This window comes from Streptomyces sp. NBC_01304 (assembly GCF_035975855.1).
Lineage (GTDB): Bacteria > Actinomycetota > Actinomycetes > Streptomycetales > Streptomycetaceae > Streptomyces.
This window is the reverse complement of the sequence record NZ_CP109055.1, coordinates 2,203,961-2,223,393: the sequence shown is the minus strand read 5'-3', so window position 1 is coordinate 2,223,393 and position 19,433 is coordinate 2,203,961. Positions and strand designations below refer to the sequence as shown.

The window sequence follows — 19,433 nt, the reverse complement described above, 5'->3', positions numbered from 1 at the left end:
TAGGTCATGGGCGTGATCGTGCCTGACCGCATGCGCGGGGCGCAAGGCGTTATCCGGCGCGGCAGCGGCAGCGGCAGTGGCAGCGGCAGCGTCACGCGCCCGGCACGGTCTGGTGCAACTGCCGTACGAACGCCGCGTTGTCCGGCGTCTTGCGGAGCTGGTCGCGCAGCGCCTCGTAAGACGTCTGGGAGTCACGGTTGTGCAGGACCCGGCGCAGGCCGCGCATGGCCGTCAACTCCTCCTGCGGCAGGAGCAGTTCCTCGCGTCGGGTGCCGGACGGGGCCAGGTCGAGCGCCGGGTACATGCGCTTGTCGGCGAGGCCGCGGTCGAGGCGGAGCTCCATGTTGCCGGTGCCCTTGAGCTCCTCGAAGAAGTAGTCGTCGGCGCGGGAGCCGGTGTCGACCAGGGCGGTGGCGAGGATGGTCAGCGAACCGCCCTCCTCGGCAAGGCGCGCGGCGCCGAACAGCTGCTTGGGCCCCTGCACGGCGGACGCGTCCACGCCGCCGCTGAGCGTCCTGCCGCCCGAGGAGGCCGCGTTGTTGTAGGCGCGGCACAGGCGGGTCAGCGAGTCGAGCAGGATGACGACGTCACGGCCCTGCTCGACGAGACGCTTGGCGCGCTCGATCGCGAGCTCGGCGAGGGCGATGTGCTGCTTGGCCGGCTTGTCGAAGGTCGACGCGAGCACCTCGCCCTTGATGGCGCGGCGCATGTCGGTGACTTCTTCGGGGCGTTCGTCGACGAGGAGCACCATCAGATGGGCCTCGGGGTGGTTCGTGGTGATCGCGGCGGCCAACTGCTGCAGGAGCACGGTCTTGCCGGTCTTGGGCGGTGCCACGATCAGCCCGCGCTGTCCCTTGCCGATCGGCGCGATCAGGTCGACCATGCGCGGCGCGAGTCCGCCCGCGGGGTGCTCCAGACGGAGCCGGTCGCGAGGGTGCAGCGGGGTCAGGGTGGCGAACTTCCGGCGGTCGCGCAGGAGTTCCGGCGCGAGGCCGTTGACCTGCTCGACCTCGCTGAGGGTGCGGGGGCGGGCGCAGACGCCCTGGACGATGTCGCCCTTGCGCAGGCCGTGGCGGCGGATGAGGGCCGCGGGGACCTGGACGTCGGCGGAGGTCGCGACATAGCCGGGGCCACGGAGGAATCCGTTGCCGCCGCCCTTGCCGTTTCCGGCGGGGATGTCGAGGACGCCGAGTGCGGCGGTGGTTTCCGGCTTCTGCCGGGTGGTGCTGATGGGGGGTTCGAGTGTGGTGGTCATGATGGGGTGTCCTTCCAGGACGAGAGGGCCGCCCGCGCTGAGGCAGGGCATGGCGAAGAGAGAAGTGGGGGGCGAGAAATCAGCCCCTCCGGCGTTCGAGGAGCGGGGTCAGGGGCGGAGCCCCATGACGACGCGGAAAAGCCGGAAACCGTGAAAGTGATGCTGAGACGGGGTTCGATCCCCGGTGAGATGGACACCGACGCCGCATCCGTGAGGAATGCACGGGGGCGTAACTCAAGTGCCAATCGCACTGTAGCACGCGACGCGACCGGCCCCGCCGGGACTTTGGTCACAGATCGCTGGGGCCGCCCTCTATGCTCGGCCCCGATGTTCTCTCCCCAGGGCCCCACCCTCCGCGAACTGGCCGTTCAGGCCCTGTCCTCCGTCGAGCACGGCTACGACCTGCTCGCCCCGAAGTTCGACCAGACCCCGTTCCGTACGCCCGACCGCATCCTCGACGCGACGGAAGACGTCCTGCGTGCGCTCGGCCCCTTCGGCAGCGGCCTGGACCTGTGCTGCGGCACCGGCGCCGGGCTCGGCGTGCTGCGTGAGGTCTGCCGGGACCAGGTGGTGGGCGTCGACATCAGCGAGGGGATGCTCCGGACCGGCCGGGCGCAGGCGCCCGCCGCGCGGGTCCGTGGCGATGCGCTCGCGCTGCCCTTCCGTGAGGCCTTCGACCTGGTCGTGAGCTTCGGGGCCTTCGGGCACTTCCTGCCCGCCGAGCGCCCGCGGCTCTTCGCCCAGGCCGCCGCCGTGCTGCGCCCCGGCGGACGGTTCGCGTTCCCCGTGGCGGCCCCGCCGCGGCCCGGTTCACCGGCGTACTGGATGCTGCTCGGCTTCGACGGCGCGATGCGGGTCCGCAATGCGCTGTGGCGGCCGCCCTTCGTCATGTACTACCGCGACTTCCGCCTCGCCGAGGTGCACGCGGAGCTGCAACAGGCGGGCCTGGACGTCGAGTTGTACGCCCTCGACGACGTCGGCCGGCGCCCCGACGGCTCGCCCCGCTGCCGGCTCGTGGTCGCCACCAAACGCTGAGCCCGGCACGGAGCGGGACGTCGGACGGTCCCGGACGGATCAACTCCACCAGGTACTAGGCCTGTTGGACGAGCATGCTGATGTCTACCCTGGGAGGCGCCTGAGGGGGAGACGCATGAGCGAAAGCAGCGACCGCACCCGGAGCAACGGACGGGCCGGAGCCCGCGGGCCCGGACCCGGCAAGGGCGAGCGCATGGCCGACTGGGCCGATGGCCGGCTCGGCATCAACGCCCTCGCCAAGACCCAGATGCGCAAGATCTTCCCGGACCACTGGTCCTTCATGTTCGGCGAGATCTGCCTCTACAGCTTCATCATCCTCATCCTCACCGGCATCTACCTGACCCTCTTCTTCGAGCCGAGCGGCGTCGAGGTCATCTACAACGGCGCGTACACCCCGCTCAACGGCGTGCCGATGACCAGGGCCTTCGAGTCCACCGTCGACATCAGCATGGAAGTGCGCGGCGGACTGCTGATCCGGCAGATCCACCACTGGGCGGCCGTCGTCTTCGTCGCCGGCATGCTGGTGCACATGATGCGGGTGTTCTTCACCGGAGCGTTCCGCAAGCCCCGCGAGATCAACTGGCTGTTCGGCTGGACCCTGCTCTTCCTCAGCCTGATCACCGGCCTCACCGGCTATTCGCTGCCCGACGACATGCTGTCCGGCACCGGCATCCGCTTCGCGCAGGGCGCGATCCTGTCGGTCCCGGTGGTGGGGACGTACCTCTCCTTCTTCCTCTTCGGCGGAGAGTTCCCGGGCGACGACATCATCTCGCGGCTCTACCCGATCCATGTGCTGCTGCTGCCGGGCATCATGCTGGGCCTGATCGTCGCCCATCTGATCCTGGTCTTCTACCACAAGCACACCCAGTTCGCCGGGCCCGGACGGAGCGAGAAGAACGTGGTCGGGGCGCCGTTCATGCCCATCTACATGGCGAAGGCGGGCGGCTTCTTCTTCCTGGTCTTCGGCGTGCTCGCGATCATGGGCGCGGTCGCCTCCATCAACCCGGTGTGGGCGATCGGCCCCTACCGGCCGGACCATGTGTCCACCGGCGCCCAACCCGACTGGTATCTGGGCTTCTCCGAGGGCCTGATCCGGGTGATGCCCAGCTGGGAGATCAACGCCTGGGGACACACCCTGGAGCTGGGCGTCTTCATCCCCTTCTCGCTGTTCCCCCTGATCATGCTGGCGATCGGGATCTATCCCTTCGTCGAGTCCTGGGTCACGGGCGACAAGCGCGAGCACCACGTCGCCCAGCGGCCCCGCAACCAGCCAGTGCGCACGGGACTCGGCGTGGGCTGGCTGTCGCTCTTCGCGGTGCTGATGGTGGGTGGCGGCAACGACCTGTGGGCCACGCACTTCCATCTCTCCATCAACTCGATCACCTGGTTCGTCCGCATCGCCTTCTTCGTCGTGCCGGTCCTCGCCTTCATCGTCACCAAACGCTTCTGCCAGGGCCTGCAGCGCCGCGACCGCGAGAAGATCCTGCACGGCCGGGAGACCGGCACCATCAAGCGGCTGCCGCACGGCGAGTACGTCGAGGTCCATGAGCCGCTCTCGCGCGCCCAGCTGTACACGCTGACCTCCCATGAGCAGCCCAAGGCCTTCGAGTTGGGGCCGAAGGTCGACTCCAACGGGGTGGAGCGGAAGTTCCGCCGAGCCGACCGGCTGCGGGCGCGCCTCGCCCGCTCCATGTACGGGCCCGGTACGCACATTCCGAAGGCCACGCCGGAAGAATTCCTGGAGATCCAGGCGCACCACGGCGGTCACGAGGAGCACGGCGAGCCCGGCGAGCAGGTGTCCACGCGTACGACCGAGGGCGGTTCGTGACGGGCGCCGTGAACCAGGGGTCCCGCTTCGCCGGCCGCGTGGCCGTCGTCACCGGTGCCGCGTCGGGCATCGGCGCCGCCACGGCCGCGCGCCTGGCCGAGGAGGGTGCCGCCGTCGTCCTCGCCGATGTCGCCGCCGAGCGGGGCGAGAAGGGCGCGGCGGGCATCCGGGAGCGCGGCGGCCGCGCCGAGTTCGTGCGCGCGGACGTCGCCGAACCCGCCGACTGGGAGCGGGTGTTGGCCGCCGCGCACACCTTCGGGCCGGTCGGCGTCCTGGTCTCCAACGCCTTCACCGTCCAGGTCGCGCCCGCCCACGAGCTGCCGCTGGCCTCCTGGGACCGGCAGCTCGCGGTCAACCTCACCGGCGCCTTCCTCGGCTTCAAGGCGGCACACGCCGACCTGGTCGCCGAGTGCGGCGCGGTCGTCCTGGTCTCGTCCGTCCACGCCCACAAGGGAATCCCGGGCCACCCCGGCTACGCCGCCGCCAAGGGCGCGCTGCTCTCCCTGTGCGGGCAGCTCGCCGTCGAGTACGGGCCCGAGGTGCGGGTCAACGCCGTCCTGCCGGGCCCCGTCCTCACCGCCGCCTGGGACCGCGTCGCGGACGAGGACCGCGCGGCCAGCATCGCAGGCACGGCCGCGCGCCGCTTCGGGCGGCCCGAGGAGGTCGCCGCGGCCGTGGCGTTCCTGGCCGCCGACGAGGCCGCGTACATCACCGGTACGAGTCTGGTGGTGGACGGCGGCTGGAGCGTGGTCAAGGAGTCGTCGTGACCGCGTGAACCGCCGGAGGGCGCAGGCTGATTACGCCACCGAGTCGACCAACTCCGCGAGTGCGAGCGCGAGTTCGTCGAGGCCCGGACCCGCCGGACCGCCGGGCTCGCTCATGTACACATCGCGCCGGATCTCGATCATCAGCGCCTCGACGCCCGGCTCCCGGCCGTAGAACTTCAACGGCACATACGTCCCCGCGAAGGGCGTGTTGACCGCCGTGCCCCTGAACCGGGCGAACGCCGCCTCGGCGCGGGCGAGCAGCGCGGGCGGCGTGTGGAAGGAATCCACACCCAGGCAGACGGGCGGCCGTGGCCCGTCGCCGTGCAGTTCGTATGGCAGCGGCGCGGACGGATACGAATGGACGTCGATCACCACCGCACGGCCGGCGGCGGCCAGCCGCTCCTGGACGGCGGACGTCATGGCCTCGGCGTACGGATGGAAGTACGTCTCGATCAGCGCGGCGGCGTCCGGCGCCTCGCCGTCCGGACCCTGCGGGCGCAGTCGCGCGCGATGTGTGGTGCGGGTGTAGACCGCGCCCATGCCGACCGCCCGCATCTCCTCGCGCTCGTCGGGGAAGCGCTCGGGGTCGACCACCAGGCGGGACAGCCGGTTGACGAACTGCCAGGGTGCGGTCCGCGCCGCGGCCGCGGCGAGCGCCGCGACGGAGTCCGTGTGGGCGTCGGTGATGTGGTCCAACTCGCCTTCAAGCGAGGCGTCTTCGAGCACGATGCCCCGGCGCACCGCCGACGGCACGGCCCGCGCGCCGTGCGGCACGTGCAGCAGCACGGGGGAGTGCGCGGCTCCTGGCAGCAGCGTGAAAGGGTCCATGGGCATGAAGAGGCTCCCGGGCAGAAGGTCCGTCCGGGAGCCAACACTAGGGCCGATCAACGATCAACGATCAATGGTCGGTGAGGGCGCTCAGTGCTCAGTGCTCAGCGGTCATCGGTCATCGGTCATCGGTCAGCGGTCCGCGAAGACGATCCACACCTGACCCCGAGCGAAGTTCATCGGCGTGCCGTTCTTGAGCGAGAAGGTCGTGCCGCCGGCCGCCGAAGGCCGCTTCCACACCGTGTCGTACGCCTTGCCGTCCCGCAGCACGGTCGCCGTGCCGCGGCCCACCGTGTGGATGTACGGCGTCACGGCACCGTTCACGTCGCGGTACTTCGAGGGCCGCATCAGCACCTTCTGGATGACGATCGTGCGGGCGCTCATCTGCTTGCCGGAGGTGAGCCGGGCCGGCACCCCGTCGAACGACACCATCCACTTCTTCCACTTCGGCGACCAGCGGAAGGAGTGGCGGGCCGCCGAATAGTTCACGCTCCGCATCCAGGCCCGCTTGCCGCCCCTGGGCGCCGGGCCGAAGCGGAAGCCGATGTCCTTGGCCAGGCTCGTCTTCGGCGCCGCGGGTGCCGTACGAAGGACGGACCACGGCTTGACGAACAGGTTGTGCGGCGCCTGGCGGTCGTTCGCCCGGAAGTACGCGCGCGGGACCTTGCCGTGCGGACGGATGTGGATCGGCGACCTGCGCAGGAACTTGGCGAGCGAGCTGCGCACCCCCGAGTAGGCGAGCACGGGGCGCCCGAACTGCTTGAGCAGCTCCACGTCCGACTCGCGGGCACTGCGCACCGGACCGAGCGAGCGCGGGCGGCTGCTGGAGTACACGCCCATCAGACGGCTCATGCCGCCCTCGACCTTCTCGACGTACACCAGGTCCGCCTGGTCGAGCCCGTGGTGCGGGCGGGCGCCGCGGGCGTTGTCGAACTTCACGGCGAGGACCCGGCCCCGGTGGGTCAGCCGGCCCGTGAAGGGGTGCGGCCCCGGTGCCGTGGCGCTCACGTCCGTGGCGTTCTCGTCCGCGGGGCCCGCGGCCGTCCCCGGCGAGAGCTCCGCCGAGGAGGCCGAGGAAGCCGAGGAGGACGCGGTCGTCGGATCGGGGTCGTCGTGCGTGGACTCGTACGCCGCCGCGCCCAGGGTCAGCGAGCCTGCCGCCGCCAGGGCGATCAGCCGCGCTCCCCGGCGGATTCTTCGCGCGGCCCGCGCGTTCTGTTCGGCCCGGTCGGCCTCTGCGGTCGGTTCGCCCGGGGTGGCCTGTGCAGTCGTCGCTGTCATCGCAGCGCCTCCGTCGTCCGGCTTGGAATCCGCTGGGCGGATTCCGGTGTGGTTGTGGCAGGGCAGTCCTTCCTCCACGGCACACCGGCCGAATCACCGCAGCGGCCATCCAACCGCCAGTCATTCATCCTTTCTGGCAGCATCTGTTCGACACGCGCCGCAGCTGACGCCATGTCAGCTCATGGTCGTACGGTTCACCGCCGCGGTACGTAGTGCTGCGGCAGCCCGCGCCGCTCCACCGGCGGTAGATTGCGGGCCGGCGTCTCCACGGCCGGCGCGTGGGCGGGCGCCGACCCCCGCTCGCGGGCCCAGCCCGCGCGGGCCCTCGGGTGGAATCGGCGGCTCGGCGGGACGAGCCGCCAGGCGCGGTCGACCAGCCGGCCGAGGGCGCGCAGCCGGCGCTCGTCGCGCGCGGTCCAGCGGTGGCCGAGCCGCTCGCGGACCGCGGGCGGGTACATGCCGACCGTCATCCACACGGTGAGGCGCGCGATCGGGACGCGGGCCAGGGCCCACAGCGGATCCGGAAGCAGCCGCAGGTTCGGGGGCTTGGCGACGCGGCGGAGGTCGAGCACGTCCCGGGCCGGCTTGTTGTCCTCCAGTACGTCGGCGCACATGTGGTCCCAGTAGGCCTGGAACGCCTCCCAGTTCGCCGGTACGGGCCGCATGCTCACGCCGTACAGCGCGTACCAGCGCACATGCTCGTCGAAGAGCCGGCGCCGCTGATCCTCCGTCAGGCCGCCGCCGAAGTAGTCGGCCACGTGCATGGTCAGGACGAAGAACGTGGCGTGCGCCCAGTAGAACGTGTCCGGGTTGAGCGCGTGGTACGGGCGGCCGCGCTCGTCCACGCCCTTGATCATGTCGTGGTAGCCGCGGACCTCGCGGGCGGTCTGCGCGGCGCGCGGCCCGTCGTACACGACCCCGCCGATCGGATAGAGCGAGCGGAACAGCCGCTCCCAGCGCTCCTCGAAGAACCGCGAGTGCTCGGCGACGCCCGCGCCGAGCTCCGGATGCATGTTCTGCATGGACCCGGCCCAGGGCGCGAGCAGCACGCCCCGCCAGTCGCCGAACCAGCGCCAGGTGAGGGAGTCGGGGCCGAGTGGGGTCGCGTCGCGGGGTGCGGGGTCGGGGGGTGTCACTTCGCGCGATGTCTCGTCTGCCACGGTGTGCCTCCTGTGCGGAGTCTGCGTGCGGACCGAGCCCATGTGAGGACGGGCGTCGTCAGATTAGGATGTGCGGACAGATGGCGTCAACATGCCTTCGGGGAGGCCGAGTTGAGCGAGCGGACGTGGGGCGGCAGCACCCTGGCCGACCGTCGGGCGGAGCGCCGCGCGAGCCTGCTGGCCGTTGCGCAGCGCATTGCCGGAGAGGAGGGCAGTGCCGCTGTCACGGTGCGGTCCGTGTGCCGCCGGGCGCAGTTGACGGACCGGTACTTCTACGAGAGCTTCGCCGGGCGCGACGCCCTGCTGCTTGCCGCCTTCGAGGCGGTCGCGAGCGAGGCGCAGCGGGTGCTGGCCGACGCGGTCGCCCACTCCGGGCCGCGCCCCGAGGCCCGTGCCCGCGCGGCCGTCGAGGCCTTCGTCGGGCTGGTCCTCGACTCGCCGCACAAGGGGCGGCTGCTGCTGCTCGAGCCGTTCGCGGATCCGGTGCTCGGGGCGCGGAGCCATGCGCTGATGCCGCCCTTTGTCGATTTGATCTACGGGCAGTTGGCGCGGGACGCGGATGGCGCGGATGACGCGGAGCGGAGGATGGCGGCGTATGCCCTGGTGGGCGGGCTCGCGAATCTCTTCGCCGGCTGGCTGCGGGGTTCTTTTGAGCTGCCGCGGGAGAGGCTGGTCGAGCATGGGGTTCGGCTGGTGTTGGCGGCTGTTTGATCCCCCACCCCGCCCCTTCCCGAAAGTCCTCAAACGCCGGACGGGCTGATAAATCAGCCCGTCCGGCGTTTGAGGACATCAGTGGCAGTCCGGTTGAAGCCGGCGGCAGCCTTACGGGAAGGGGCGGGGCGGGGAGAATTTTTCGACGGGGCCGCCACGACGCTGACCTGGGCGTATCACCGTGCATGAAGAGGCCCGTACTCCCCGTCGAACTAGTTGGCCACGCCATCTATCTCCATGGCCCCGAGCATCGGGAAGACGTACCGCCGATGTGTGAAGGATCACGATGGGAGCAAAGCATGCACCTCAGCGCAGCACCGGCCAGGGAAGGAGCAGCGTCCCGCAACACGCGGGCGCGGCGCTCGGCGCCATGAGCGGAGCCGGCATCGCGTCCGGCCTCGGCCTGTACGGCACGGTCGCGGGCGCGGTCGTCTTCAGCCTGGCGGCCACGGTCGGAGGAGCTCTCTTCCAGCACGGCCTGCACCGCGCAGGGGACACCGCGAAGGGCGCCGCGGCGGCGGTGCGCGGCCGCCATCGCGGCGGGCGAAGGCGCAAGGTGGTCCGTACCGTGGCGCCCCTCGGCATCTGCGTACTGGCCGTCGGCGCGATGGCCTTCACGGGGCCCGCCGTGTCCGGCACGCAGGAGCGGCCGGCCCCGTCGTCGCATCAGCCCTGATCGGCCCCGATGCCGGGCGGGTTCGGGATGCGGTTGCCGAAGTAGTCGTACGCGCCCGTGTCGCCCGTCACCGAGCCGGCGCCGCGCGCGGGCGAGCCGGACCGCAGCCGCACATCGTCGGGCTTCGTCGGATGCGCGGAGAGCAGGAGGGGATCGGCTCGCACCCCCGAGGTGTCGCGCGGCTGGTCGGTGTTCCAGTACAGGTTGTTCGCGTACGAACCGAGCGTGTCCTTGATGGGGGAGCCGCCCCCGGTCGCCGCACCGACGAAGATGTTGTCGCGGAACGACGTGCCGGACTGGCCGTTGTTGGACACCAGAGGGGTGTCGGCGCGGTCGGTGACGATGGTGTTGCGGTAGATCCGCGTGTCCGTCGTCGGGTTGCAGACGACCGAGATCACGCCGTACGGATCCATCGTGTTGCGGTCGTTCACGCTGATGTTGTCGTGGAAGCGGTTGGCGTCCGTCTTCATGCCCGCGCCGTTGCAGACGAGGAGGAAGCCGCCCTCGTTGTCGTGGCTGTAGTTGTAGCGGTAGACGTTGCGGTTGTTGCCGCCGTCGAAGTCGAAGGCCATCGAGTCGCGGGTGCCGTGGCCGCCGGTGACCTCGTTGTACTGGTAGAGCACGTCGTCCGAATTCCAGGCCCAGATACCGGCGTTGTAGCCGGCCGAGCGCTCGTTGAAGCCGTCGACGTAGTTGTGCTCGACCAGGGCCTTCTTCGCGGTCTGGACGACGATGCCGTCGCCGCCCACGTCGTACACCTTGTTGCCCTTGACGACCAGACCGGTGATCGCCTCCCAGCTGGTGCCGGGCCCCTCGGGGTGTTCGGGCCTGCGGCCCCAGGTCGAGGACGTGCCGATGCCCGTGCGGTCCACGTGCCGGACCGTCGAGTTCTCGACGCGTACGCCGTCGAAGCGGGACGGCGTCGAAGAGCCGAGGACCGAGAAGAGGATGCCGCCGGAGGGGTCGGGGTCCTTGAAGTCGGCGCCGTTCACGTCGTGCACGTCCACCCCGGCCACCACGAAGTGCTCGGCGACGCCGTGGTCCGTGAGCTGGACAAGGAGGCCCGCGCGGCGGTCCGTGGTGGTCGGGGCGCCGGTGTTGGAGAGGTCCAGATTGCGGATCTCCCACTGTTCGGTGTCGGCCAGGTGGACGGTGGCCCGTGCGCCCGCGCCCTCCAAGTGGGGCTTGGCGCCCCGGCCGTAGGCGTCGATGCGGACGGGGGCGCCGGCCGCGCCCGCCCCCTTGGGGGCGAGTACGCCGGTGCAGCTCGTGCCGCGGCGCAGCAGCAGCCGGTCGCCGGGGCCGTAGGTGTGGGCGCTCGCCTTGGCGAGGGACTTCCAGGCGGCGCCCGACGATGTGCCGGAGGAGGTGTCGTTGCCGCCCCGGCAGTCGACGTAGAAGCTCGTGCCGGCGGCGCCGTGCGCCGATGCGGCGGCGGGCAGCAGACCCGCGGCGGCCGCGGCAAGTGCCACGGCCAGGACGGTGGTTCGGCGCAGGGGCATGGGCGGGCGCTCCGATCGAGGGGGGAGAGTGGGGGGAGAGCGGCAGAGAAGTGATCGGAACGCTAGCCAGTCGGGGCCTCAACGGCCCATGGACAAACATGACTTGGTATTGGACGCATGGGTACTGCGCGTACCGCCTGCACCGCACAGGCGTGACCTATGCGCAATGCATGGCCTTTGCGTAACCCATTGACAGCTGAGCCCGCCACGGAGAAGCTCCAACACGCCCGTGTTAACGCTAACACCGGCCGCCGGACACACCTGTGGGAGCTGCCCATGTCAGGTAGTCGCCGCCCGTTACCGAGGCGCACCGTGCTGGCCGCGGCCGCCGCGGGCGTACTCACCTCGGCGTGCGGCACCGCGTCCGGGCAGCCCCCGGGGAAGGTCGCCGTCCTGGGCGACAACGCCACCTGGGCCGCGCCGATGGCGGCCGCAGGCAAGGCCATGAAGCAGGTGTCGGGCCTGGAGCTGGTGCCCGAGGTCAACCCGTCGCTCGACTCCTTCGAGCAGGTCGTCAAGTCGTCCCTGCGCACCCACAAGACCCCGGACATGCTCAAGTACTGGTCCGGCTACCGGCTCCAGGACCTGGCCCGCACCGGCGGCATCGTCGACCTGACGAAGCAGTGGGACGCGGCGGCCGGCAAGGGCTGGGTCGACCGCTCGCTGCGGGACGCCTTCACCTACCGGGGCCGGGTCTACGCGCTGCCGATGAACCTCGCGTACTGGGTGTTCTTCTACAACCCCGAGCTCTTCAAGGCCCATGACCTCCAAGCCCCGCGCACCTGGGACGACTTCCTCACCGCCTGCGCGCGCCTGAAGGCCGACGGCATCACCCCGCTGCACGGCACCGCGGACGGGCGCTGGCCCTCCTTCATCTGGTTCCAGGAGATCCTCAGCCGCCAGGACCCGCAGTTCTACGAGGACTTGATGAACGGCCGCGAGAGCTACACCGACCCGCGCGCCGAGCGAGCCCTGCGTACCCTCGTCGACTTCTTCGACAAGGACTGGTTCACGGCGATGGACATGAACCACGTCGACGCCGCCGCGGCCGTGGTGCACGGCAAGGTCGGCATGGTGCCCTGCGGCACCTGGCTCGGCTCGACGCTGGTCGGCGCGGGCGGCAAACCGGGCAAGAACCTCGACGCGTTCGTGCTGCCCATGGCCGAGCCGGGCACCCGCCCCTGCGTGATCTTCGAGTCCAGTGCCTTCGTCTCCACCGTCAAGGGCCCCGACCGGGTGGAGGCCCTGAAGGCGGCCTCCAACTGGCTGCACCCGGCCGTGATGAAGGCCTTCTCGCACACCCTCCAGGACGGCTGCCCCAACCCGAAGGTCCCGGCCGCCAACCCCATGATCGACGGCCTGGCGAAGAAGGTCCGCGGCGACAAGCTGTGGCTGCTCAACCGCTTCTGGGAGCAGGGCCCGCCCGAACTCGTCGAGGCGACCGTCGACGACCTCGCGGGCTTTCTGCTCGACCCGTCCTCGTACAAGAAGGTCCTTCGGACCATGCAGGAGCGCGCGGACGATGCCTGGCAGGTGTGGCGGGAGGCGGAGCAGACATGACCGAGATCGCGACTCCCGCGCAGACCACGACACCCGTGCGGATGCGCCGCCGGGTGCCGGTCCGCACGCCCCATCAGGGTGTCGGCCGCAGCGCCCGGCTCGGCGGTCCGATGGCCGCGATTCCGTGGGCGCTGCCCGCGTTCGCGCTGGTCGGCGTGCTGCTCGTGTATCCGTTCTTCCGCAGCGTCTACGGCAGCTTCTTCGAGGACAACGGCTTCACCAGCTCGTTCACGGGGCTCGACAACTACTCCCGGCTCGCCGACGACCCGATCTTCGGTCGGTCGGTGGTCAACACCCTGATGTGGGTGGCCGGGACGCTGCTCCTGCCGGTGCTCGCCGGTCTTGTGATCGCGGTGGCCACGCACCGGATGCGGTTCGGCGGACTGGCCCAGCTGGCGATCATCCTGCCGTACGCGATCTCCGCGGCGGCGACCGCGGTCCTGTGGAACTTCATGCTCACCTCGGACGGCGCGGTCAACCAGGTCCTGCGCGGCATCGGCCTGGACTCCTGGGCGCAGACCTGGCTCCTGGAGTGGCCGCACAACACCCTCGCCATGATCGTGGCGAGCACCTGGCAGGCCACCGGCCTCAATGTGGTGCTCTTCGCCATCGGGCTGCGTGCGATCCCCCAAGACACCATCGAGGCAGCCCAGTTGGACGGTGCGCGCGGCTGGCGGATGTTCCGGTACGTCACCCTGCCGCAGCTGAAGGCCGTCACCGTGGTCGTGGTCGGGATGGCCGTCGTGAACAGCCTCAAAGCCTTCGACATGATCTGGATCCTCACCAAGGGCGGCCCGTCCCGCTCCTCGGAGACCCTCGCGCTGTCCATGTACCGGGAGACGTTCCGGCTCTTCCACGTCGGCTACGGCTCGGCCATCGCACTGGTCCTGTCGGTCATCGTCGTCGGCTCGTCCTGGCTGTATCTGCGCCGCCAGATGCCCGAGCAGTCCGCGCTGAAGAGCTGAGGAGGGGACGCAAATGGGGCGCTGGATGCGCAATCTGTTCGTCGCCGGGTGTGTGCTGCTGTGGCTGGTGCCGATGTACCTCCTGGTCGTCAACGCGCTGACCCCGCAGACCGAGTACACCGGCAAGCCCGACTGGACTGTCCAGGGCTTCGACCTCTGGAACAACCTCAAGACCGCCTGGGACGTCGCCGGCATCGGCGACAGCTTCCAGGCCTCGCTCCTGTACGCCGTGGTGTGCGGGCTCGCGGCCGTCCTGGTGGCGGCGATGGCGGCGTTCGCCGTCGTCATCCTGCCGATCCCGAGGCCCGCGCTGTGGTTCTGGGTGATCTACTCCGGCACCCTGTTCCCGCTGCAGATCTTCCTCGCCCCGCTCTTCGGGATGTACGCCGACGCCAACCTGTACGACACCCGCCTCGGCCTGATGCTCGTGTACGCCGCCTGGGCCGTGCCCTTCGCCTTCTTCCTGATCCGCAATCAGATGACCACGATGCCACCGGAGTTGACGGAGGCCGCCCTCATCGACGGCGCCTCCTTCGCGCGGATCTTCTGGCGCATCCACGTCCCCCTGATGAAGGCGGGCCTCGGCGCGGCCTTCATCTTCCAGTTCACCGCCGTCTGGAACGACCTGCTGCTCGGCATCACCCTCAGCCGCAGCCCCGAGGTCCAGCCCGTCATGGCGGCCCTGACCACCCTCAACAACGCCTACTCCTCGACCGGACCGCCGGTCATCCTGGCCGGCGCGCTCATCGTGTCCGCGCCGACCCTCCTCGTCTTCCTGGTGTTCCGCGGCCTGTTCCTGCGCGGCGTCACCGCATCCGCCGCCCGCTGACCCCCTTTGGAGCCTGCATGACCACTCGGGCCCTCGTCCGCACCACCGACTGGGACAACGACCGCATCCGCGCCGGGCTGCGCTCCTCCGTGGTGAGCGCGGAGGGCAGCCTCGGCGGCAGCGCCCTGCGGATCACCGAGGAGCCGCTGCTGCGCCGCGCGGACGGCGGCGGGCTGCTCCAGTCGGTGCGGGTCGAGGCCGTCAACGGGTCGGTGATTCCCGAGGAGTTGGTCGTACGCACCGACGCGGGCGAAGCCCTCACCGTCGAGCGCATACCGGGTCCGGGCGCCTCGATCCGCCTGCTCGTCCCCGCCGTGACCGCCCCCACCCGGGTCACCCTCGCCCTCCCTGACGGGCCTGACGCCATCGACGTACCGCTGAACCCGCAACGCGAGTGGACGCTCCACCTCATCCACCACTCGCACCTCGACATCGGCTACACCGACCCCCAGGGCCGCGTCCTCGCCGAGCACCTGTCCTTCCTCGACTCCTGCCTGGAGCTCACCCGGGCCACCGACGACTGGCCGCCCGAGTCCCAATTCCGGTGGTGCGTCGAGTCGTTGTGGTCCTTCCGGCAGTGGGCCGACGCCCGGCCCGCCGAGCAGGTCGCCGAGTTCGTACGCCGGGTGCGCGAGGGCCGCATCGAGCTGACGGCGCTGCCGTTCAACCTGCACACCGAGACCTGCTCCACCGACGAGCTGCACGAACTGCTCCGCCTGGCCCGCGACGTACGCGACGAACACGGCGTCGACTTCACCTCCGCCATGCAGACCGACGTGCCGGGCGCGGTCGTCGGCCTCGTCGACGCGCTCGCCGCGAACGGGGTCAAGTACCTGTCCGTCGCCCATAATTGGGCCGGCCGCTCCGTGCCCCACCTCGTCGGCGGCGAGAAGCTGCCCCGGCTCTTCCGCTGGCGGGCCCCCAGCGGCAACAGCGTCCTGGTCTGGGTCACCGACACCCCGCACGGCCTCGCCTACATGGAGGGCCCCCTCCTCGGCTTCGACACCAAGTACGCCGACGTCGACGACCTGCTCCCCGCCTACCTGACCGCGCTGGCCACCCACCCCTACCCGTACCGCGGCGGCATCTTCGGCTGGGCCATGGGCGACCACGAGGTCAAGCGCGAGCCCTACCCCTGGGACGTCCTGCACCTGCGCGTGCAGGGCAAGTTCGGGGACAACGCGCCGCCGCGCCGCATCATCGCCGACACCGTCCGGCGCTGGAACGAGACCTGGGCGTACCCGCAGCTGCGGCTGTCCCGCAACGAGGACTTCTTCACCGATGCCGAGGCCCGCCTCGGCGAGCAGATACAGACCTTCGACGGCGACTGGACCGACTGGTGGGTGGACGGCGTGGGCTCGGGGGCCATGCCGCTCTCCCTCGCGCGCACCGCGCAGTCCGTCGTCGCCGATGCCCAGACCCTCGGCGCGTTCGCGGGTCTCCTCGGCGCCACGGGGGCCGAGGAAGACAGCCGCGACGCGTCGGGGGTCCATGAAGCGGTCTCCCTCTTCGACGAGCACACCTGGGGCGCCGGGGACCCCTGGACGCACGGCGACGAGGGAGGCCACAGCGGCGAGCACCAGTGGCACTGGAAGTACGGCCAGGCCCTGCGCGCTCACGACGACAGCCGGTCGCTGCTCGGGCGGGCCTCGGCCCGGCTCGGGCAGCGACTGGCCGTCGCGCAGGACGCTGTGGCGACGTACCACGTGGTCAATACCTGCTCCTGGCCGCGCACCGACGTCGCACGGATCTTCCTTCCGGAGGCCACCGTGCCGCTGGAACAGACCGTGACGATCACCGATGCGCGCACCGGGAGCCCGCTCGCGCACGAGGAGGAGCCGCAGGTCAACGACGACCACCGGGACGCCGGGCGGTTCCTCCTCGTGCGCGTGGACGGCGTGCCGCCCCTCGGGTCGGTGCGCCTCGACATCACCGCGGACGCCGGCGCTCACCAGGGGGAAGCGGCACCGGCGTCCGCGGTGGTGCAGGCGGCGGAGGTGCCGGAGTCGACCGGGTGGAACCCCACCGGCGGCACCGAGCGGGAGGACCCGGCCGAGACCTCGGCCGCCGCACACGCGCTGCCCGACCCGACGCTGCTTGAGAACGAATACCTGGCCGTACGGGTCGACCTCGCCCGCGCCTGCATCGCCTCGGTCATCGACAAGTCGACCGGCCGCGAGCTGGTCCGGCAGGGCGCCATCACCGGCTTCAACGCCTACGTCCACGACAGCTACACGACGGCCGGTGCCTTCAACCACAACTCCAGCCGTACGACGGCGTCCGACCGCCTGGAACACCTCGGCCGCCGCACCGTCGCCCCGCCCGCCGCCCTGATCGCCCGCACCTCCACCGCCCTCGCCGAATCCCTCACCTACGAGACCCACCCGGCCGGCGCCAACCGGCTGCGCACCACCCTCACCCTGGCGCACGGCGTGGGACGCCTCGACATCGAGAACCGCCTCGACAAGGACGCCACCCTCGGCAAGGAGAGCGCCTACTTCGCGTTCCCCTTCGCCTTCGACGACCCGGAGGTCCGCATGGAGGCCTCGGGCGGCGTGACCGGTACCGGGCTGCCCGTCGTGCCCGGGTCCGCGCTGCACATGCGGGCGATCCGCCGCTGGGTGACGCTCGCCGAGGACGGCTTCGCGGTGGCGTGGGCGACGCAGGACGCGCCGCTCGTGCAGTTCGGCAACATCGCGCTGCCGTACGCGCCGTTCCCGAAGACGATGGGCCACGACGAACCCGCCACCATCTACTCCTGGATCCACAACAACCTCTGGGACACCAACTTCCCCAGCGGACAGGCCTTCGAGGTCACCTTCCGCTACAGCCTCGCCTGCGCCCCGACCACCGAAGGACTCGGCCCGCGCACCGCCGCCGCCCACAGCCGCCCGCTGCACCCCGTGCGGGCCAGGGGCGCCGCCGACGCAGGGCCGCCGCCCGCCGCGCTCGCCTTCGCCGAACTCGGCGATCCGCGCGTCCGCCTCGCCGGGGCCGCCACGCCCGGCCCCGGCGAGATCCTGCTGCGGCTGCAGTCCTTCGCCGAGGAGCCGGTCGCCTGCCCGGTCCGGCTCCACTTCCCGGTGGCGGCGGCGCACACGGCGGACTGGCTGGGCGAGGCCGGTCCCGAACTACGCGTCACAGAAGGGGAGTTCGCGGTCGACGTGCCCGCGCTCGGCACCGCGGCGGTTCTTCTCGTACGTCCCTGAGGACCGGGCCCGTCCAGGCCGGTGGCGCACCGCAGCGTCGCGCATCGGCCAGGACCGGACCGGCCCCGAACACCGGCAAGCTCGCACGAAGGAGACCGCGTGTACCGGCTCGACCCCCGCTACCCCCCGGCTCCGGGGAGCACGCTCACCACCGGCTGGCCCGCCCTCGCCGGCACCCTCCCCACGGGCCCGGCGACCCTCGCGATCGAGGGCCCGCCCACCGCAGACTGGGACACTCTCTCCGCCCGCCTCACCGACGAACTCGACCGCCGCGGCACCCGCGTGCGCACCCTCGACATCCGCGCCCACTACGCGCCGCCCGAAGTCGTCCGCCGCCGCACCGAACGCCCCGAGGACACCACCGACCCCTACTACTGCAAGCTCGCCGAGAACCACCTGCGCGACCTCTTCGGCGAACTCCCGCCCACGCCGAGGCACTACGGGCCTGACGGGCTGCTGATCGTCTACGGTCCGGGCGCCTCGCTCGTCCCGTACGACCTGCTCTGGTACGCCGACCTGCCCAAGCGCCACGCCGAAACCGCCGTCGCGGCCGCAACGGGCCGCAATCTCGGACTGCCGGACGAACCGCCCTCCCTGCGGCGCCTTTTCTACGTCGACTGGCCCATGCTCGACCGCCACCGCGACCGCCTCGCCCCCCGCCTCGACGCCTGGCTCGACCTGCAGGACGCCGACCGGCCCGCCTGCCTGGACGGCGACGGACTGCGCCGCACCCTCGCCGCCCTCGCCCGGCAACCCGTACGCACCCGTCCCTACTTCAACTCCACGCCCTGGGGCGGTCATTGGGCCCAGCGTGACCTCGGCTTCAACCCCGGCGCCCGCAACACGGCCCTCGGCTACGAACTCATCGCCCCCGAGTCCGGCGTACTCATCGGACACGGCCCCGACGCGCAGGCCGAGGTGCCCTTCCAGCTCCTGTGTGTACTTCAGCCCGAGGGGGTACTCGGCCCGGACGTCCACACCCGATTCGGCACGTCCTTCCCGATCCGCTTCGACTACCTCGACACGGTCGACGGCGGCAATCTCTCCGTCCACTGCCACCCCAAAGAGCCGTACATGCGCGCACAGTTCGGCTGGGACTACACCCAGCACGAGACGTACTACCTGACGCACGGGAGCCCCGACACGCGCGTCTTCCTGGGCCTGCGCGAGGACACCGACCTCGCCCTGTTCCGCAAACAGATCGAGGAGGCCGCCCAGGACGGAGTCCCGATGGACCCGGCCGACCACGTCCAGACCTTCCCCGCCGAACAGGGCCGCCTCTTCCTCATCCCCGCGGGCACCCCGCACGCGAGCGGCGCCGGGAACCTGGTCCTGGAGATCAGCGCCACCCCCTACCTCTACAGCCTCCGCTTCTACGACTGGCTGCGCCCCGACGCCGACGGCCGCCCCCGCCAACTCCCGTACGAACACGGCCTGGCGAACCTGGAGACGGACCGGCGCGGCGACGCGGTCGCCCGCGACCTGGTGCAGGAACCCCGCACCCTGCGCACCGGCGACGGCTGGCGCGAAGAGCTCATCGGCGCCCTGGACGAGATGTTCTACGAGGTCCGCCGCTACGCCCTGGACCCGGCCGCGACCGCCGCCGACGACACGGCCGGGCGCTTCCACGTGCTCAACGTGGTGGAGGGCGAGGGGGTGGAGCTGGTGACCGCTGCGGGAGACGTCCATGCGCTGTCGTACGCCGAGACGCTGACCGTGCCCGCGGCCGTGGGCGGCTACCGGCTGCGGGCCCTGGGCGACGCCCGGGTCTTGGTCGTGAAGGCGCTCGTACGTTGCTGACGGACGACGCGGCCCAGACGCTGCCGG

General features: G+C 71.1%; 15 protein-coding genes. 10 read left to right on the top strand and 5 right to left on the bottom strand.

Annotated features, from left to right (window positions below; genetic code table 11):
- Positions 1-91: 91 nt before the first annotated feature.
- Positions 92-1,255: a transcription termination factor Rho gene (gene rho, locus OG430_RS09685; RefSeq protein ID WP_327352025.1), complete on the bottom strand. Its 1,164-nt coding sequence runs from the start codon at positions 1,253-1,255 to the stop codon at positions 92-94.
- A gap of 327 nt (positions 1,256-1,582) precedes the next feature.
- On the opposite strand from rho, the gene OG430_RS09680 reads away from it, so the two are divergent.
- The 3 genes from OG430_RS09680 to OG430_RS09670 all read left to right on the top strand — a co-directional run bounded on the left by OG430_RS09680 (position 1,583) and on the right by OG430_RS09670 (position 4,885).
- Complete coding sequence (locus OG430_RS09680; protein WP_327352024.1) at positions 1,583-2,290, top strand: class I SAM-dependent methyltransferase; 708 nt, start codon at positions 1,583-1,585, stop codon at positions 2,288-2,290.
- A 115-nt stretch (positions 2,291-2,405) separates the two neighbouring features.
- Complete coding sequence (gene qcrB, locus OG430_RS09675; RefSeq protein WP_442816461.1) at positions 2,406-4,118, top strand: cytochrome bc1 complex cytochrome b subunit; 1,713 nt, start codon at positions 2,406-2,408, stop codon at positions 4,116-4,118.
- Positions 4,115-4,885, top strand: coding sequence for an SDR family NAD(P)-dependent oxidoreductase (locus OG430_RS09670; protein WP_327352023.1), 771 nt, complete (start codon positions 4,115-4,117; stop codon positions 4,883-4,885). The genes qcrB and OG430_RS09670 overlap by 4 nt, the downstream gene beginning before the upstream one ends.
- 30 nt (positions 4,886-4,915) lie before the next feature.
- Here OG430_RS09670 and OG430_RS09665 read toward each other — a convergent pair whose 3' ends face one another.
- The 3 genes from OG430_RS09665 to OG430_RS09655 all read right to left on the bottom strand — a co-directional run bounded on the left by OG430_RS09665 (position 4,916) and on the right by OG430_RS09655 (position 8,154).
- Positions 4,916-5,713 (bottom strand): N-formylglutamate amidohydrolase, encoded by a 798-nt coding sequence (locus OG430_RS09665; RefSeq protein ID WP_327359024.1) that lies wholly within the window; start codon positions 5,711-5,713, stop codon positions 4,916-4,918.
- Between the two features lie 132 nt (positions 5,714-5,845).
- Entirely contained in the window at positions 5,846-6,994 is a 1,149-nt protein-coding gene (locus OG430_RS09660) for a DUF3048 domain-containing protein (protein WP_327352022.1), read from the bottom strand.
- Between the two features lie 194 nt (positions 6,995-7,188).
- Positions 7,189-8,154, bottom strand: a complete 966-nt coding sequence (locus tag OG430_RS09655; protein ID WP_327352021.1) for an oxygenase MpaB family protein — start codon at positions 8,152-8,154, stop codon at positions 7,189-7,191.
- Between the two features lie 111 nt (positions 8,155-8,265).
- On the opposite strand from OG430_RS09655, the gene OG430_RS09650 reads away from it, so the two are divergent.
- Together OG430_RS09650 and OG430_RS09645 are read left to right on the top strand one after the other, a co-directional pair.
- Positions 8,266-8,865, top strand: a complete 600-nt coding sequence (locus OG430_RS09650) for a TetR/AcrR family transcriptional regulator (protein WP_327352020.1) — start codon at positions 8,266-8,268, stop codon at positions 8,863-8,865.
- A gap of 286 nt (positions 8,866-9,151) precedes the next feature.
- Positions 9,152-9,541: a hypothetical protein gene (locus OG430_RS09645; protein WP_327352019.1), complete on the top strand. Its 390-nt coding sequence runs from the start codon at positions 9,152-9,154 to the stop codon at positions 9,539-9,541.
- Here the strand turns inward: OG430_RS09645 and OG430_RS09640 are convergent.
- A complete protein-coding gene (locus tag OG430_RS09640; RefSeq protein WP_327352018.1) occupies positions 9,532-11,043 on the bottom strand; it encodes a right-handed parallel beta-helix repeat-containing protein in 1,512 nt (503 codons plus the stop codon). The genes OG430_RS09645 and OG430_RS09640 overlap by 10 nt on opposite strands.
- Positions 11,044-11,319: 276 nt before the next feature.
- On the opposite strand from OG430_RS09640, the gene OG430_RS09635 reads away from it, so the two are divergent.
- The 5 genes from OG430_RS09635 (at position 11,320) to OG430_RS09615 (ending at position 19,406) form a co-directional block, all read left to right on the top strand.
- Positions 11,320-12,603: an ABC transporter substrate-binding protein gene (locus OG430_RS09635; protein ID WP_327352017.1), complete on the top strand. Its 1,284-nt coding sequence runs from the start codon at positions 11,320-11,322 to the stop codon at positions 12,601-12,603.
- A complete protein-coding gene (locus OG430_RS09630) occupies positions 12,600-13,568 on the top strand; it encodes a carbohydrate ABC transporter permease (RefSeq protein ID WP_327352016.1) in 969 nt (322 codons plus the stop codon). Before OG430_RS09635 ends, OG430_RS09630 begins: the two co-directional genes overlap by 4 nt.
- A gap of 13 nt (positions 13,569-13,581) precedes the next feature.
- Positions 13,582-14,397, top strand: coding sequence for a carbohydrate ABC transporter permease (locus OG430_RS09625; RefSeq protein WP_327352015.1), 816 nt, complete (start codon positions 13,582-13,584; stop codon positions 14,395-14,397).
- A 17-nt stretch (positions 14,398-14,414) separates the two neighbouring features.
- Positions 14,415-17,606 (top strand): alpha-mannosidase, encoded by a 3,192-nt coding sequence (locus OG430_RS09620; RefSeq protein ID WP_327352014.1) that lies wholly within the window; start codon positions 14,415-14,417, stop codon positions 17,604-17,606.
- A 99-nt stretch (positions 17,607-17,705) separates the two neighbouring features.
- Entirely contained in the window at positions 17,706-19,406 is a 1,701-nt protein-coding gene (locus OG430_RS09615) for a class I mannose-6-phosphate isomerase (protein ID WP_327352013.1), read from the top strand.
- The last annotated feature ends 27 nt before the right edge of the window (positions 19,407-19,433 follow it).

What these genes read in the sequence shown, in the direction of transcription:
- qcrB (WP_442816461.1), top strand. Translation starts at nt 2,406, where the DNA reads ATGAGCGAAAGCAGCGACCGCACCCGGAGCAACGGACGGGCCGGAGCC.
- OG430_RS09665 (WP_327359024.1), bottom strand. Translation starts at nt 5,713, where the DNA reads ATGGACCCTTTCACGCTGCTGCCAGGAGCCGCGCACTCCCCCGTGCTG.
- OG430_RS09680 (WP_327352024.1), top strand. Translation starts at nt 1,583, where the DNA reads ATGTTCTCTCCCCAGGGCCCCACCCTCCGCGAACTGGCCGTTCAGGCC.
- OG430_RS09635 (WP_327352017.1), top strand. Translation starts at nt 11,320, where the DNA reads ATGTCAGGTAGTCGCCGCCCGTTACCGAGGCGCACCGTGCTGGCCGCG.
- OG430_RS09660 (WP_327352022.1), bottom strand. Translation starts at nt 6,994, where the DNA reads ATGACAGCGACGACTGCACAGGCCACCCCGGGCGAACCGACCGCAGAG.
- OG430_RS09620 (WP_327352014.1), top strand. Translation starts at nt 14,415, where the DNA reads ATGACCACTCGGGCCCTCGTCCGCACCACCGACTGGGACAACGACCGC.
- OG430_RS09630 (WP_327352016.1), top strand. Translation starts at nt 12,600, where the DNA reads ATGACCGAGATCGCGACTCCCGCGCAGACCACGACACCCGTGCGGATG.
- OG430_RS09645 (WP_327352019.1), top strand. Translation starts at nt 9,152, where the DNA reads ATGGGAGCAAAGCATGCACCTCAGCGCAGCACCGGCCAGGGAAGGAGC.
- OG430_RS09625 (WP_327352015.1), top strand. Translation starts at nt 13,582, where the DNA reads ATGGGGCGCTGGATGCGCAATCTGTTCGTCGCCGGGTGTGTGCTGCTG.
- OG430_RS09640 (WP_327352018.1), bottom strand. Translation starts at nt 11,043, where the DNA reads ATGCCCCTGCGCCGAACCACCGTCCTGGCCGTGGCACTTGCCGCGGCC.
- rho (WP_327352025.1), bottom strand. Translation starts at nt 1,255, where the DNA reads ATGACCACCACACTCGAACCCCCCATCAGCACCACCCGGCAGAAGCCG.